At 68.3% G+C, this 14,309-nt stretch carries 10 protein-coding genes and 3 pseudogenes; 3 read left to right on the top strand and 10 right to left on the bottom strand.

Going from position 1 to position 14,309, the window contains the following annotated elements:
• Positions 1-112 precede the first annotated feature (112 nt).
• From ACZ5TL_RS28245 to ngcE, 9 genes and pseudogenes are all read right to left on the bottom strand, one after another.
• Positions 113-469, bottom strand: a pseudogene (locus ACZ5TL_RS28245) (APC family permease); the annotation flags it as partial.
• A gap of 139 nt (positions 470-608) precedes the next feature.
• Entirely contained in the window at positions 609-2,540 is a 1,932-nt protein-coding gene (gene dxs, locus ACZ5TL_RS28240) for a 1-deoxy-D-xylulose-5-phosphate synthase (protein WP_468593255.1), read from the bottom strand.
• A gap of 209 nt (positions 2,541-2,749) precedes the next feature.
• Positions 2,750-4,042 carry a sugar ABC transporter permease gene (locus ACZ5TL_RS28235; protein ID WP_468593254.1) on the bottom strand — a complete coding sequence of 431 codons (1,293 nt, stop codon included), beginning with the start codon at positions 4,040-4,042 and terminating at the stop codon, positions 2,750-2,752.
• Positions 4,039-4,830, bottom strand: a complete 792-nt coding sequence (locus ACZ5TL_RS28230; RefSeq protein WP_468593253.1) for an ATP-binding cassette domain-containing protein — start codon at positions 4,828-4,830, stop codon at positions 4,039-4,041. The genes ACZ5TL_RS28235 and ACZ5TL_RS28230 overlap by 4 nt, the downstream gene beginning before the upstream one ends.
• 158 nt (positions 4,831-4,988) lie before the next feature.
• Positions 4,989-6,098: a substrate-binding domain-containing protein gene (locus ACZ5TL_RS28225; RefSeq protein WP_468593357.1), complete on the bottom strand. Its 1,110-nt coding sequence runs from the start codon at positions 6,096-6,098 to the stop codon at positions 4,989-4,991.
• A 135-nt stretch (positions 6,099-6,233) separates the two neighbouring features.
• On the bottom strand, positions 6,234-7,445 hold the full coding sequence (locus ACZ5TL_RS28220; RefSeq protein ID WP_468593252.1) for an ROK family transcriptional regulator: 1,212 nt from the start codon (positions 7,443-7,445) through the stop codon (positions 6,234-6,236).
• 490 nt (positions 7,446-7,935) lie between these two features.
• Complete coding sequence (locus ACZ5TL_RS28215; protein ID WP_468593251.1) at positions 7,936-8,859, bottom strand: carbohydrate ABC transporter permease; 924 nt, start codon at positions 8,857-8,859, stop codon at positions 7,936-7,938.
• Complete coding sequence (locus tag ACZ5TL_RS28210) at positions 8,859-9,785, bottom strand: carbohydrate ABC transporter permease (RefSeq protein ID WP_468593250.1); 927 nt, start codon at positions 9,783-9,785, stop codon at positions 8,859-8,861. Before ACZ5TL_RS28210 ends, ACZ5TL_RS28215 begins: the two co-directional genes overlap by 1 nt.
• A gap of 42 nt (positions 9,786-9,827) precedes the next feature.
• The gene (gene ngcE / locus ACZ5TL_RS28205; protein WP_468593249.1) at positions 9,828-11,282 is read right to left on the bottom strand and encodes an N-acetylglucosamine/diacetylchitobiose ABC transporter substrate-binding protein; all 1,455 of its coding nucleotides are present in this window, start codon (positions 11,280-11,282) and stop codon (positions 9,828-9,830) included.
• Between the two features lie 368 nt (positions 11,283-11,650).
• Between ngcE and ACZ5TL_RS28200 the strand changes: the two are divergent.
• The 3 genes and pseudogenes from ACZ5TL_RS28200 to ACZ5TL_RS28190 form a co-directional block, all read left to right on the top strand.
• Positions 11,651-12,012: pseudogene (locus ACZ5TL_RS28200) on the top strand (hypothetical protein); the annotation flags it as partial.
• Positions 11,997-12,224 (top strand): hypothetical protein, encoded by a 228-nt coding sequence (locus ACZ5TL_RS28195; protein WP_468593360.1) that lies wholly within the window; start codon positions 11,997-11,999, stop codon positions 12,222-12,224. The pseudogene ACZ5TL_RS28200 and the gene ACZ5TL_RS28195, both read left to right, overlap by 16 nt.
• Before the next feature lie 330 nt (positions 12,225-12,554).
• A complete protein-coding gene (locus ACZ5TL_RS28190) occupies positions 12,555-13,646 on the top strand; it encodes a lytic polysaccharide monooxygenase auxiliary activity family 9 protein (protein ID WP_468593247.1) in 1,092 nt (363 codons plus the stop codon).
• Between the two features lie 86 nt (positions 13,647-13,732).
• Here the strand turns inward: ACZ5TL_RS28190 and ACZ5TL_RS28185 are convergent.
• A pseudogene (locus ACZ5TL_RS28185) lies at positions 13,733-14,085 on the bottom strand (phosphotransferase); the annotation flags it as partial.
• Positions 14,086-14,309: the final 224 nt, after the last annotated feature.

The following is a 14,309-nucleotide window of genomic DNA, read 5'->3' as shown; positions in this document are numbered from 1 at the left end:
CGTGTCGACGGACAGTCAGCCGCGTTCGGCCACATCGCGCCGTTCCGGGGACGGGCACCCCGGCGCGCCCTCGACCCGCACCCGCCGCGCAGGCGCAGACGCGCGCCCCCACCTACCGCTGGTCCTCGAACTCCGTCTGCTCTCCCTTGCCGAGGCGGCTGTGCGTGCGGCCGTAGAGGAAGTACACGAGGAAGCCGGCGGCCATCCAAACGCCGAACCGCACCCACGTCTCGGCGGGCAGGTTGATCATCAGCCACAGCGAGGCGCACACCGAGAGGACCGGGATGGCCGGCACCCACGGGGTGCGGAAGGACCGGGGCAGGTCGGGACGGGTCCGACGCAGGATGAGCACGCCGATCGCCACGACCACGAAGGCGAACAGCGTGCCGATGTTCACCAGCGCGGCGAGTTCCGTCAGCGGCGTGAACCCGGCGAGGACCGCGATGACCACACCGAGCAGGATGGTCGGCGACGACCAGCGACGTGAACCGCGCCGACAGTTTCATGCCGAGCACGAGGATGGTCGGATTCACGCCAATGGGCCGGTTGCACCACCCTCATGGTGGGGAAACCGGCCCATCCCGAACCGTTCGTACGTGGCGGCCGCGTCAGTCGCGCGCGGACTCCACGGAGTCCACCGCGTCGGCGGTGGACCGCTCGTACCGCCCGTCCAGCTTGGCGACCAGCCCGGTCACCTGCCGGGCGATGTCCGGCGCGGTGAGTCCGATCTCGGCCATGACCTCGGCGCGGGAGGCGTGGTCGAGGAAGCGCGGCGGGATGCCGAAGTCCCGCAGCGGCACATCGACGCCCGCGTCGCGCAGCGCCTGCGCGATCGCCGAGCCGACCCCGCCGACCCGGCTGTTGTCCTCGACGGTGACGACCACGCGGTGCCGGTCGGCGAGCGGGGCCATGGCCTCGTCGACGGGTTTGACCCAGCGCGGGTCGACGACGGTGGTGGAGATGCCCTGCTTGTCGAGCAGTCCGGCGATCTCCAGGCACATCGGCGCGAGGGCACCGACGGAGACCAGCAGCACGTCCGGCCGGTCGGTGCCGGGCTCGCGCAGCACGTCCATGCCGCCGACACGGCCCACGGCGGGCACGGCGGGGCCGACGGCGCCCTTGGAGAAGCGGACCACGGTCGGCGCGTCGTCCACCGTGACGGCCTCGCGCAGTTGCGCGCGGACCTGGTCGGCGTCACGCGGCGCGGCCAGCCGCAGACCGGGCACGACCTGCAGGATCGACATGTCCCACATGCCGTTGTGGGAGGCGCCGTCGGTGCCGGTGACACCGGCCCGGTCGAGTACGAAGGTGACGCCGCACTTGTGCAGGGCCACGTCCATCAGCACCTGGTCGAAGGCGCGGTTGAGGAAGGTCGCGTACACGGCGAACACCGGGTGCACACCGCCCGTCGCCAGACCGGCCGCGGACACGGCGCCGTGCTGCTCGGCGATGCCGACGTCGTACACCCGCTCCGGGAAGCGCTTGGCGAACTTGTCGAGGCCCACCGGCTGGAGCATGGCGGCCGTGATGGCGACGACGTCGGGGCGCTCCTCGCCGAGCTTGACCATCTCCTCGCCGAAGACGGAGGTCCAGTCGGCGCCGGAGCTGGCGATCGGCAGGCCCGTGTCGGGGTGGATCTTGCCGACGGCGTGGAAGCGGTCGGCCTCGTCCTGGAGCGCGGGCTGGTAGCCGCGGCCCTTCTCGGTGAGGCAGTGCACGATGACCGGCCCGCCGAACCGCTTGGCCCGCGCGAGGGCCGACTCCAGCGCCTCGATGTCGTGCCCGTCGATCGGCCCGACGTACTTCAGCCCGAGGTCCTCGAACATGCCCTGCGGCGCGATGAAGTCCTTCAGCCCCTTCTTCGCCCCGTGGAGGGTCTCGTAGAGCGGCCTGCCGACGACCGGGGTGCGGTCGAGGATCTCCTTGGTGCGGGCCAGGAAGCGCTCGTAACCGTCGGTCGTGCGCAGCGTCGCCAGGTGGTTGGCGAGGCCGCCGATGGTGGGCGCGTACGACCGCTCGTTGTCGTTGACGACGATGACGAGCGGGCGGTCCTTGGCCTCGGCGATGTTGTTCAGCGCCTCCCAGGCCATGCCGCCGGTCAGGGCGCCGTCGCCGATCACGGCCACGACGCGGCTGTCGCGCTCGAGCAGCTCGTTGGCCTTGGCGATGCCGTCGGCCCAGCCGAGGACGGTCGAGGCGTGCGAGTTCTCGATGATGTCGTGCTCGGACTCGGCCTGCGAGGGGTAGCCGGACAGACCGCCCTTCATCTTCAGCTTGGAGAAGTCCTGGCGGCCGGTGAGCAGCTTGTGCACGTAGGACTGGTGGCCGGTGTCCCAGAGCACCTTGTCCTTGGGCGATTCGAAGACCCGGTGCAGGGCGATGGTGAGCTCCACCACGCCGAGGTTGGGGCCGAGGTGACCGCCGGTCTTGGAGACCGCTTCGACGAGGAAGCTCCGGATCTCCTCCGCCAGCTGGTTCAGCTCCTCCGGGTTGAGCCGGTCCAGATCGCGCGGTCCCCTGATACGGGTCAGCAGCGGCACCCGTGCCTCCTTGCAGTAGAGCTGTTGCCGGGCTTGTCGAGTCTAATGTTCCGCCGCGGTGGAAGGTGTCCGGGCGGTGCGTCGTACGTCACCCGATCTGCCGTACCCAGCTACGGCCCGCTCTACTACGCCCCGCTCCACGACACGGCTGTGCCCGGCACCCACTGGGGGTGCCGGGCACGGCTTCCGGGGGACGGCCGTCGGCGGCGTTACGCGCGACCGGCCGTCCGCTGCGTCTTGCGGGTGACCGAGTCGATGACCACGGTAGCCAGCAGCACACCACCGGTGATCATGTACTGGACCGGCGCGCCGGTGCCCTGGAGGGCCAGGCCGTACTGGATCGAGGTGATCACCATGACACCGAGCAGGGCGTTCCAGATGCGGCCGCGGCCGCCGAAGAGGCTGGTGCCGCCGATGACGGCCGCCGCGATGACGTTCATCAGCAGGTCGCCGGCGCCGGCGCTCTGGTTGGCGGCCGCGATCTTGGAGGCCCAGAACAGGCCGCCGACCGCGGCGAACAGGCCCGCGAGGGCGAACACCGAGACACGGACCGCGACGACGTTGATGCCCGCGCGGCGGGACGCCTCGACGCTGCCGCCGAGCGCGAACACCTTGCGGCCGTACGAGGTGCGGCGCACCAGGAAGTCCATGGCGACCAGGACGACGAGGAACAGCAGCAGTGCCAGGGGCAGGCCCTTGTACTGGTTGAACATGACCGCGGCGGCGTAGGCGATGACGGCCAGCAGACCGGTGCGCAGCAGAATGTCGCTCAGCGGCCGGGACGGGACCCCGGCGGCCTCCCGGCGGCGGCTGTCGAGGAAGGCGGAGACGAAGTAGACCGCGACGGCGAGCGTCGCCAGGCCGTACGCGGCGGCGACGTCGGAGAAGTAGTACGTGGTCAGCTGCCCGACCACGCCTTCGCTGTCGATGTTGATGGTGCCGTTCTGGCCCAGCATCTGGAGCATGAAGCCGTTCCAGAACAACAGCCCCGCCAGGGTGACCGCGAAGGCCGGTGCCCCGATCCTGGCGAAGAAGAAGCCGTGCAGGGCGCCGATCGCGGCGCCGCCGACGACGGCGATCAGCAGGGCTAGCCATTCGTTCACGCCGTGGGTGATGGACAGGACGGCGAACACGGCACCGGAGACACCGCTGACCGAGCCGACCGACAGGTCGATCTCCCCGAGCAGCAGCACGAAGATGATGCCGACGGACATCATGCCGGTCGCGACCATGGCGACGGAGATGTCGTTGAGGTTCTTCGCGGACAGGAACGCCGAGTTCAGGCTCTGGAACGTGACGCAGATGACGACCAGGCCGATGACGACCGGGATCGAACCCAGGTCACCGCCGCGGATCTTGCGCTTGAACTCGGTGAGGTAGCCGGCGAAGCCCTGTTCCCGGACGAGCAGCCGGGGGTCGACGGCGGTGTCGGAGCCGGGGGCGGCCTCGGGGTTCTCCACCACGTGCCCGTCGGTGGGCGTGGAGGTCTTTTCGATGCTCACTTCTGAGCCTCCCCGTTGGTGCGCGCCGCACGGCGGGTCACGGCGTTGTCCGTGGCACCGGTGATGGCGGAGATGATCTCTTCCTGTGAGGTCGACTTGACCTCGAAGACACCGTTGTTGCGCCCGAGGCGCAGCACGGCGACCTTGTCCGCGACCGCCTTGACGTCGGCCATGTTGTGGCTGATGAGCACCACGGCGTGGCCGCGCTCACGGAGCCGCTCGACCAGGTCGAGGACCTGTGCGGTCTGCTCCACGCCGAGCGCCGCGGTCGGCTCGTCGAGGATGACCAGCTTCGGCTCGCCGAGCATGGAGCGGGCGATGGCCACGGTCTGGCGCTGACCGCCGGAGAGCGAGGCGATCGGGATGCGGACGCTGGGGATGCGGATCGACAGCGTGTCGAGCAGCTCGCGCGAGCGGCGCTCCATCTCGACCTCGTCGAGGACGCCGCGGCGGCGCAGTTCCCGGCCCAGGAACAGGTTGCCGACGACGTCGATGTTGTCGCACAGCGCGAGGTCCTGGTAGACGGTCGCGATGCCCAGGTTCTGGGCGTCGTGCGGCTTGTTGATCGATACGGTCTTGCCCTCCCACTCGATGACGCCGTCATCGATGGGGTGCACGCCGGCGATCGTCTTGACCAGCGTGGACTTTCCGGCGCCGTTGTCGCCGACCAGGGCGACCACTTCACCGGCATGGACCTCAAGCTCTACGTCGGTGAGCGCCTGGACGGCACCGAATCGCTTGGAGACCCCGCGCAACGCCAGCACGGGCGTAGCGGACACGTGAATCATCTCCTTCGCCGCCTGACCCGGCGGAAGGTAGTGCAGAAGAGTTGGGGATTCCGTCCGGCGCCCCGCCTAGCTTGCGGGGCTGGTGTGTGCGGGGCGCCGGAGGAGCTGAGTGCGGTCGTCCCGCAGGCCTGGTGACCTGCGGGACGACCACGGGACCGCTACTTGAGGCCGAGCTTGTCGCAGGCCGCCTTGAACTTGGCGGTGCAGATCTCGTTGACGGTGTAGACGCCGTCCTTGATGACCGTGTCCTGGATGTTGTCCTGGGTCAGCGAGACGACCGGGACGAGGACGGAGGGGACGCCCTTGGTGGTGGGGCTGTCGACCTTGTCCTTGGCGACGGAGTCGAGCGACTCGCCGTGGGCCAGCGCGACGGCCATCTTCGCGGCGGCCTCGGCCTCGGGGGCGTACGGCTTGTAGACGCTCATGTACTGCTCACCGGCGACGATGCGCTGCACACCGGCGAGTTCGGCGTCCTGGCCGGTCACGGGCGGCAGCTTGTCGAAGCCGCCGGCCTTGAGCGCGGTGATGATACCGCCGGCCATGCCGTCGTTGGCGGAGTAGACGCCGACGATCTTGTCCTTGCCGAGGGCGGAGATGGCGCCCTCCATGTTCTTGTTGGCGTTCTCCGGCTTCCACTCCTTGGTGTCGTACTCCTTGCCGATCTTCACCTTGCCGTCGAGCACGGAGTGGGCGCCCTTCTTGAACAGGGCGGCGTTCGGGTCGGTGATCGACCCGTTCATCATGACGATCTGGCCGTCCTTGGCCTTGTCGCCCAGGGCCTCGAGCAGGGCCTCGCCCTGGGTCCTGCCGACCTGCTCGTTGTCGAACGAGGTGTAGGCGTCGATCGGGCCCTCGGCCAGGCGGTCGTAGGCGACGACCGGGATGCCGGCGTCCTTGGCCTTCTTCACCGAGTTGGCCACGGCCTTGGCGTCCACCGCGTCCAGGATGAGCACGTCCACCTTGTTGGTGATCATGGTCTCGACCTGCTGGTTCTGGGTCGTGGCGTCCTGCTTGGCGTTGGCGTAGACGACCTCGCCCTTGTTGTTCGTCAGCTCCTTGATCTGCTTCTCGATCAGGGGCCGGTCGAACTTCTCGTAACGCGCGGTCTGGTTCTCGGGAAGAAGGAGACCGACCTTGATGGCGTCGCCCTTCTTGGCGGCGGCGTCCGACGAGGAGTCGCTACCGCCGCCGGCCTCCTTGGCGCTGCCACAGGCGGCGAGGGAAACGGCCATGGCGGTGGCGGCAACGGCAATGGCGGCACGGCGCATACGGGTGTTCACTTCTGAGAAACCTCCCTGACGAGGCCGCGACATTGCGGCCGAGGTGGCTGGAAGTCAACTCGGCCACACGTGCGACGTCAAGAAGTAAATCCTTAACGAGATGGCAACGGTGCCATCCGTTCTCTAAGTGAAGGCAGGGGTCACTGCCTTCAGCGCTCCAGCGGCAGTTCCGTCCAAAAGCGTCGAATCGCCCATCTCGCTGAGTGCGAGAGCGAGCGCTCCGAGCACCTCCGCACGGCCGCCGAGAGCCCCGGGGAGAACGGACAGCTGGCGCGCCGCACTGGGAATTGCGTAGCGGCCGACGGACTCCCGGATCGGCCCGAGCACCAGCTCGCCGGCTTCGGCGAGATCACCGCCGAGAACCACACGGCTCGGGTTCAGCAGGTTGCAGAGATTGGCCACTCCACTGCCGATGTGGCGGCCGACGTCGGCGATCACCCGACGGCAGCCCGGGTCTCCGTCCCGCGCGAGCCGCACGATGCCTTCCATGGTCAGGTCGGTGCCATGGCTGGACTGAAGGAGCGGGAGCACGTAGCGCGCGGCCGCGAAGGTCTCCAGGCAGCCACGGTTGCCGCAGCGGCACACGGGGCCGGACTCGTCGAGTGTAATATGCCCGATTTCTCCAGCGGTGCCGCCGGGGCCTCGGTAGATCCTTCCGTTGATCACCAGGCCGGCGCCGACGCCACTGGCGACCTTGATGTACGCCAGGTCGCGGACGCCCCGGCCGCTGCCCCAGACCATCTCTCCCAGGGCGCCGAGGTTGGCGTCGTTGTCCACGTGCACGGGGACGCCGAGGCGGCCGTGGAGCTCCTCGGCGGGCTTGGTGCCCGTCCAGCCGGGGAGGATGGCGGTCGAGCCGAGGGTGCCGGACTCCACGTCGATGGGGCCGGGGACGCCGAGGCCGACGCCGGCGATCTTGGAGCGGTCGACGCCGGTGGTCTCGATCAGGCGGGTGACCAGCTGTTCCGCGCGGTCGAAGCCCTGGTTGGACGAGGCGTCCACGTCCAGGGGCTCGGACTCCTCGGCGAGGACCTGGTGGGCGAGGTTGCCGATGGCCACGCGGAGGTGGGTGTGGCCGAAGTCGACGCCGATGACGATGCCGGCGTCGCCGCTCAGGGACACGCTGCGTGCTCTGCGACCGCCTGCCGAGGTCGGCGTGACCTCGACCGTGCCGCCGTCCTTCAACTCCCGGACGATGTTCGAGACCGTCGCCGCGGACAGACCTGTCGTCCGCGCGATCTCGGCCTGGGTGAGGGAGCCCGCCAGGCGCACGGCACGTACCACCCGCTCCAGGTTGGCTCGGTGCAGCGACGACTGCGACCCCGGAGTCTCCACGACGACCTCCTGCGCACGGGGCCGCATCGATGAGGCCCCGTCTATGTCCAACTAGTGAACTCTAAGCTGAGCCGTTCGGGTTGCCTCCCGTCAAGAGGTTGAACTGATTCCGGGGGGTATGCGGGTGGTTGCGGAGCGCTACGTGTGGGTTCGCGCTTTCTGTCTGCGGGTGCCTCCGGCGGCGGAGCGGGTGCCTCCAGCGGTGGGGCGAGGTGACTCCAGCGGTGGGGCGAGGTGCCTGCGGCGGCCTGCGCGGGTGGGGTGGGGTGCGCGTAGCGCGTGACGCCGGGTGGTGGGTCGGGGCCGCGCCGGGGGGTGTCCGTCCTCGGAACGGCGCGATGGGGTCGGACACCGACTCGCTGTCCGTTGACGCGCCAACCGCTGCGGGCGGACACCCCCCGACACGTCCCCTTCTCGCCGTACGCGGGCGCGGGCGCGTCGGGTCCCGCCCAGCTGTGGACGACGCCCCCTTGTGCCGTCCGGCGGCTGCCTACTTCAGTGCGCCCGCCGTCAAGCCCTGGACCACCTGGCGCTGGAAGATGACGTACGCCGCCAGGACCGGGAGCATGGCCATCACCAGGCCCGCGAAGAGGCCGGACCAGTCGCCCTTGTAGCCCTGGCTGACCGCCAGCTGGACCAGGCCCTGGGTGAGGACGCGTTTGTCGGGGTCGGTGTTGAGGACCGTGGGGAGCATGTACTGGTTCCACTGGCCCAGGAAGTTGAAGATGCCGACGCTGATCAGGCCCGGCTTGGCCATGGGGAGCATGATCTGGAAGAACGTGCGGCTGTGGGAGGCGCCGTCGACGAAGGCCGCCTCCGCCACCGAGGTCGGCAGGGTGCGGAAGAACGCCGTCAGGAAGAACACCGTGAACGGCAGCGAGTAGGCGACGTAGACCAGGATCAGGCCGTGGATGGTGTTCAGCAGGCCCATGTTGTTCACGACGTAGAACAGCGGGACCAGGGCGAGCATGATCGGGAAACTCATGCCGCCGATGAACAGGTAGTAGATGAAGCGGTTGCCCGGGAAGTCGAAACGGGCCAGGACGTAGGCCGCCATGGAGCCGAGGACCAGGGTGCCGATGAGCGAACCGCCCACCACCAGGACGGTGTTGAGGAAGTAGTCGCTCATGTTGGCCTGGGTCCACGCCCGTGACCAGTTGTCGAAGTGCAGGGAGTCCGGGAGCGACCAGGGGGAGCTGAAGATGGAGCGGTCGTCCTTGAAGGACGTCATGACCGCCCAGAGCAACGGCATGACCACCATGAACGCCCAGATGACGAGGACGCCGTGGGAGAAGACGTTGAGGACCGTGCCTTCCTTCTTCTCCCCGGGTGGCGCGGCCGGCGGGAGGTCCTCCTTGGTGAGGGGCGCGCCGGACTCGGCCGGGAGGGGAGCGGGGGTCTCGGTCGTCTTCATCAGTACTCCAGCCGCTCGCGACGGCCCAGCCGCATCACCACGGCGGCGAAGGCCAGCGTGACGACGAGCAGGGCGACACCGATGGTGGTGGCGTAGGCGGCCTGCCCGTCACGGAACGCCTTCTGGTACACGTACAGGACCATGACGGTGGTCGAGTAGTCGGGACCGCCCGGCCCGGTCGTCATGATCTGCACGACCGCGAACGACTCGGCGCCCAGGGCGAGGATGCCCATGTAGACCCAGCCGGACTGCACGGTGTCCCACAGCAGGGGCAGGGTGATCCGGAAGAACGTGGTGAAGCGGTTCGCGCCGTCCAGCAGGGCCGCCTCGTACATGTCCGCCGGGATGGAGGCCATGCCGGCGGAGAAGAGGACCACGAAGAAGCCGACCGTGGACCAGACGAGGACCGCCATCACGGCCCACAGCGCCAGGTCGGGGTCGCCGAGCCACAGGGGCTGGACGTCGTCGAGGCCGATCCCGCGCAGGATCGAGTTGATCGCGCCGCTGTCCGGGTTGTACGCGAACGCGAACAGCAGCGCGACGATGGCGATCGAGAGGACCTGCGGGAAGAAGTAGACGATTTTGTAGAAGGAGGAACCACGGACGCCGGTGATCACCGGGCCGTTCTTTCTCTTTCTGCCACCCACATTGATCATGAAGGCGAAGAACAGTGCGAGGCCGATCGTCACCACCGGCAGCAGGAGGGCGAACAACAGGCTGTGCTGCAACGACTTCCAGAAGATCTCGTCGTCGAGCATCCGGCTGTAGTTGTCGAAACCGACCATCTGGAATTCGGGGCTCAGGCCGGTCCAGTCCGTGAACGAGTAGTAGATGGACTGGATGAACGGCCAGACCACGAAGAGCGCGTACAGTCCCAGGGGCAGGGCGAGGAAACCCACGATGAACCGGTACTTGCCGTGCTGCATCGCCACTCCGGTGCCGTTGCGGAAATCGGGTTTCCGGTGCTGTTACTGGTGCTTGTAATGCTTGATGGAGTCGTCCTTGGCGGCCTCGTCGGCGAAGCCCTGGATTTTCTTCACGGCCTCGGCGGGAGTCAGGCGGCCGGCCATCATCTCGCCGAGCCCGGAGACGCCGATCTTCTCCTTCTGCAACTGCACGTACCAGTCCTGCAGACGGGGGTTCACCACGTTCTCGCCGGCCTTCTCCAGCGCCGCGACACCCGACTCCAGACCGGGAGTGAGGGTGATGCCGTCAGTGCCGCCGTTGTACGCGGTCAGTGACTTCACCTTGCCGGTGAAGTTCTTCGAGGACGCCTCGCTGAGCATGATGCGCAGCTGCTCCATGCCGCCGGCGGCGTTCTTCGCCTTGGCCGGGACGATGAAGGGCTCGCCGCCGGAGGCCCAGATGGTGCCGAAGGGCAGCTTGTCGGAGGAGTCGAGGCCGGTGGGCGCGGAGACGGCCAGGCCGAAGTCGTTCGGGATGACGTTGGCCGACTCGTTCTCCACCCAGGAGCCGTTCGGGATGAACAGCGCCTTGCCCTCGGCCCACGCCGTCTGCGACTGGATATGGTCCAGGCCCGGGGTTCCCTTGAGGACATAACCCTTCTTGTAGAGCTCGTAGTACGCCTCGAAGCAGGCCTTGACGGCCGGGTGCCTCCAGGCGTTCGGCTCCAGGTTGTCGATCGCGTCGAGCACCTCCCGGCCGCCGACCTTGCCGATCATCGGGTAGAGCGAGAAGGGGAGGTAGTACGGGTATTTGCCCGCGTACGTCCAGCCTGCCATGCCCTTCTTCTTGGCCTTCGCGCAGACCGCGAGCATCTGGTCCCAGGTCTCCGGGTACTGCTCGTCGAGCGAGTCCAGGGCCTTCTGCGAGTACCAGACGCCGTACACCGTGTAGGCGTAGTACAGGATCCAGACCTTCCCGCCGTCGAACTGGCCCATCTCCACGATGCCGGGACGCAGCGTGTCGCGGACCTTCTTGTCCGGGTCGTCGTAGGAGGGCGCGTCCAGCAGCGGAGTGAGGTCGGTGAGCTGGTTCTTGCCGACCAGGACGCCCATGTCCATCTGCTCGGCGCCGGAGTTGTCGATGAGGTCCGGCGGGGTGCCCTGGTTGAAGCGGGGCTGGAGCGTGGACTGGATCTTCTGGGTGGCGGAGAACTTCACCTGCGCCTTGGGGAAGTTCTCCTCGTAGACCTGCACGGCGTCCTCGGCGTACTCCTTGCCGAAACCGCCGTCGAACAGGACGAATTCCATGCCCGCCGTGTCATTGACGGCGAGCGGGTTCTCCGCGGTCTTCTTGCCGGCCTTGGCCTTGTCACCGCTGTCGGTACCGCCGCTGCTCGCGCAGGCGGACAGGAAACTCACCGTCGGGACGGAGATCAGCCCGAGCGCGGCGGACCTTCTGATCAGATCACGGCGGCCGACACCCTCGGTGCCGTTGTTCTCGGCGGAAGTGGATCCCATGCTCAAGTCCTCGCCTTCTCCAGGACTCAGGCGGTGAACCGGATCCTCCCGGCACCGCGATCGGGTCAAGCTGGGTCGTGCAGGAAAGTGCGGGTGGTGACGTGCGGATCGCGTGAAGCGTCCGACAGGTATAGTCCAGTTCCCGTCAGGGGATCAAGATCGAACACAGGGTTGGCCGTGGGTCTTATCCGAGTTGAGACCTCGCGGAAGTATGAACGGCCTGACGTGTTCTCCGCCGGAAAAATCCCGGCTGCCGGCCCGGAATGCCACAGACAACACCCTTGACACTTCCCGGCACTTGAGCAACTACCGATCCTTGCGCATCGACGGTGACAACGTTGTCCACTGCGCAGGGAGGGTACCCGTTGATGCAGCGGAAAGCTCGGCACGGATGGGATTCGGGGGTCGTGTCGGCGATCACCTTCGCTCTGGCCCTGGGTTCACAGGGCGTTGCTGTCGCACTGCCCGAGTCCTCCGGATGACCCGACCAGGGGGTCGCGTCCTCCTTCGAGGCGGATGACCCGGTTCCGGACTGGCTGAGCACGGTCGGCACGGCCCCCGACGGCGGCAAGCGCGCCTCAGGCGTCGACGACGGCTACAGCGGCGGCATATCGGGCCAGGTGACCACCCGGGTCACCGACGTCCGGGCCAGTGCCGAGACACGGGCGGCGGCGAGGTGAGGGAGAACCTCGTCGACGGCGAACCGAGCACCAAGTGGCTCACCTTCGAGGGCTGCCGACGGGCGCGACCTGGCTGTTCGTGTACGGCGAGTTCGACAAGCCGGTCACCGGGGGCGACTCCAGCGGCGTCACGGACCACCTGCGCTTCGAGGCCGACGACCGGCGCGTCACCCTGCGCCTGGCGACCTCGCTGATCAGCGTCGACCAGGCCGAGGACAACCTGCGTCAGGAGATCCCGGAGGCAGGTCCTTCGAGGCCGTGAAGAGCGCCACCGGACGGTCACTGGGCCGTCGAGAACACGGACCGCTTCCGCTGAGACGACCCCCGGCCGTACTACCGCAGCGGACTTCTTCCGCCCATCACCCCGGCCGGCCCCCGGTCGTACCGCGGTAGTGAACTTCTCCCGTTCAGGCTCCGCCCGTACTGCGGGAGCCGTAGACAACTGCGTCACCCGGCGCTAACTTCCGGAACAGGCGGAGTGGGAGCGCTCCCATATCGGTGGACCGGAACCCGCCCCTCGTGTCGCCCCCACTCCGCTCATCCCCGCACAGGCATCCGCAGACCCGTACCCGAAGAAACGGATGAGGCTGTCATGATCCTGACAACCAAGCCGGATGGCGCCCCGCCTCCCCGGTCGGCACTCCCCTCCCGGGCCAGAGCCCTCTTCCTGGTGCTGCTCTCCCTCCTCGTCACCGTCCCTGCGCTCGGCCTGGTCATGTCGGCCGGTGGTGAGGCGGAGGCGCACGGCACTCCCATGAAGCCGGGCAGCCGCACCTTCCTGTGCTGGCAGGACGGTCTGACCGACACCGGCGAGATCAAGCCGGTCAACCCGGCGTGCAAGGCCGCGCAACAGGTCAGTGGCACCACGCCGTTCTACAACTGGTTCTCGGTGCTCCGCTCGGACGGTGCCGGACGCACCCGGGGCTTCGTGCCGGACGGCGAGCTGTGCAGCGGCGGCAACACCAACTTCACCGGCTTCGACACGCCCAGCAAGGACTGGCCGCTCACCCACCTCACCTCGGGCGCGACGGTCGACTTCTCGTACAACGCCTGGGCGGCGCACCCGGGTTGGTTCTACGTCTACATCACCAAGGACGGCTTCGACCCGGCCAAGACGCTCACCTGGAACGACATGGAGTCCCAGCCGTTCCTGAGCGTCGACCACCCGCCGCTGAACGGCTCCCCGGGCACGGTCGAGGCCAACTACGCCTGGACCGGCAAGCTCCCCGAGGGCAAGTCGGGCCGCCACATCATCTACATGGTCTGGCAGCGCTCCGACAGCCAGGAGACCTTCTACTCCTGCTCCGACGTCATCTTCGACGGCGGCAACGGCGAAGTCACCGGCATCAAGGAGCCGGGCAACCCGTCCGAGCCGGTGCCCGGCACCTGCACGGCCACCCGGAAGACGACCGGCACCTGGAACGGCGGGTACCAGTCCGAGGTAACCGTCACCAACACCGGCACGGTCCCGATGCTCGGCTGGATGGTCGACTGGAACCTCCCGGCCGGCCAGAAGATCGAGAGCCTGTGGAGCGGCAACGCGACCTACAACGGCCAGGCGGTGATGGTCCACAACGCCGGCTGGAACGGCTCCCTGGCCCCGGGCGGAAGCACGACGTTCGGCTATGTCGTCTCCGGTGCCGGGGGTGACAGTACGACCAGTTTGCCTTGCCGGGTGGGGTGATCCGGTGAGCTGGGCGGGCTCGGTGACCGGTGCGTCACGGACATCGGGCCCGGCGGGCCGGCCTCGTCTGTTCGACGTGAAGCCCCCTAGCGGTCGGCCGTGGCGATGAGGCGGCGCAAGGTCGCCTTGGCCGGTGGCCCCATGTGGGCTTGCCGCCGGGGCGGTTGTGGCGGCCGGCCTCGCCGATGAGGAGGCAGGCGAGGGCGCGCCCGAGTGCCCAGCCGCGGGCGCGGCGGAGGGTCGCCGCGTCCGGGGCCGGCCGGTAGGCCCGGAGGAAGCGGTCGGCACTGTGGTGCTCCGGGAGCAGGGTCCAGGCCGCGGCGAGGTCGCAGGCCGGATCGCCCGCGCAGAGCGTGCCGAAGTCGATCACACCGCAGAAGGTGCCGTCGTCGGTGAGGATGTTGGCCGGGTGCAGGTCGCCGTGGAGCCACAGGGCGGGGTTCCGGACCAGTTCCGGCGTGATCTCGATCGGTGAGTGGGTCATGCGGCGGAACGTTAGCCGGGTGGCTACTCACGCGGTCGGGGTGTGACCGGAATGCGCCAGGTGCCTGATCGGGACCTGGCGAGAGTCTGGGCCGCGTCAACCTGTTCGTCCCCTATGTCGCGGTCATCCATGTATGCGATTCTGTTGTGTGAGTGCCCCGCCGCTCCTGCGCGGCGTGG

This window comes from Streptomyces sp. NPDC033136, from assembly GCF_055578235.1.
The sequence above is the reverse complement of the archived record's forward strand: the minus strand, read 5'-3'. Positions and strand labels throughout refer to the sequence as shown.

Coding starts and splice junctions, on each gene's coding strand:
- ACZ5TL_RS28230 (WP_468593253.1), bottom strand. CDS start 4,830: ATGATTCACGTGTCCGCTACGCCCGTGCTGGCGTTGCGCGGGGTCTCC.
- ACZ5TL_RS28225 (WP_468593357.1), bottom strand. CDS start 6,098: ATGCGCCGTGCCGCCATTGCCGTTGCCGCCACCGCCATGGCCGTTTCC.
- ACZ5TL_RS28215 (WP_468593251.1), bottom strand. CDS start 8,859: ATGAAGACGACCGAGACCCCCGCTCCCCTCCCGGCCGAGTCCGGCGCG.
- ACZ5TL_RS28210 (WP_468593250.1), bottom strand. CDS start 9,785: ATGCAGCACGGCAAGTACCGGTTCATCGTGGGTTTCCTCGCCCTGCCC.
- ngcE (WP_468593249.1), bottom strand. CDS start 11,282: ATGGGATCCACTTCCGCCGAGAACAACGGCACCGAGGGTGTCGGCCGC.
- ACZ5TL_RS28190 (WP_468593247.1), top strand. CDS start 12,555: ATGATCCTGACAACCAAGCCGGATGGCGCCCCGCCTCCCCGGTCGGCA.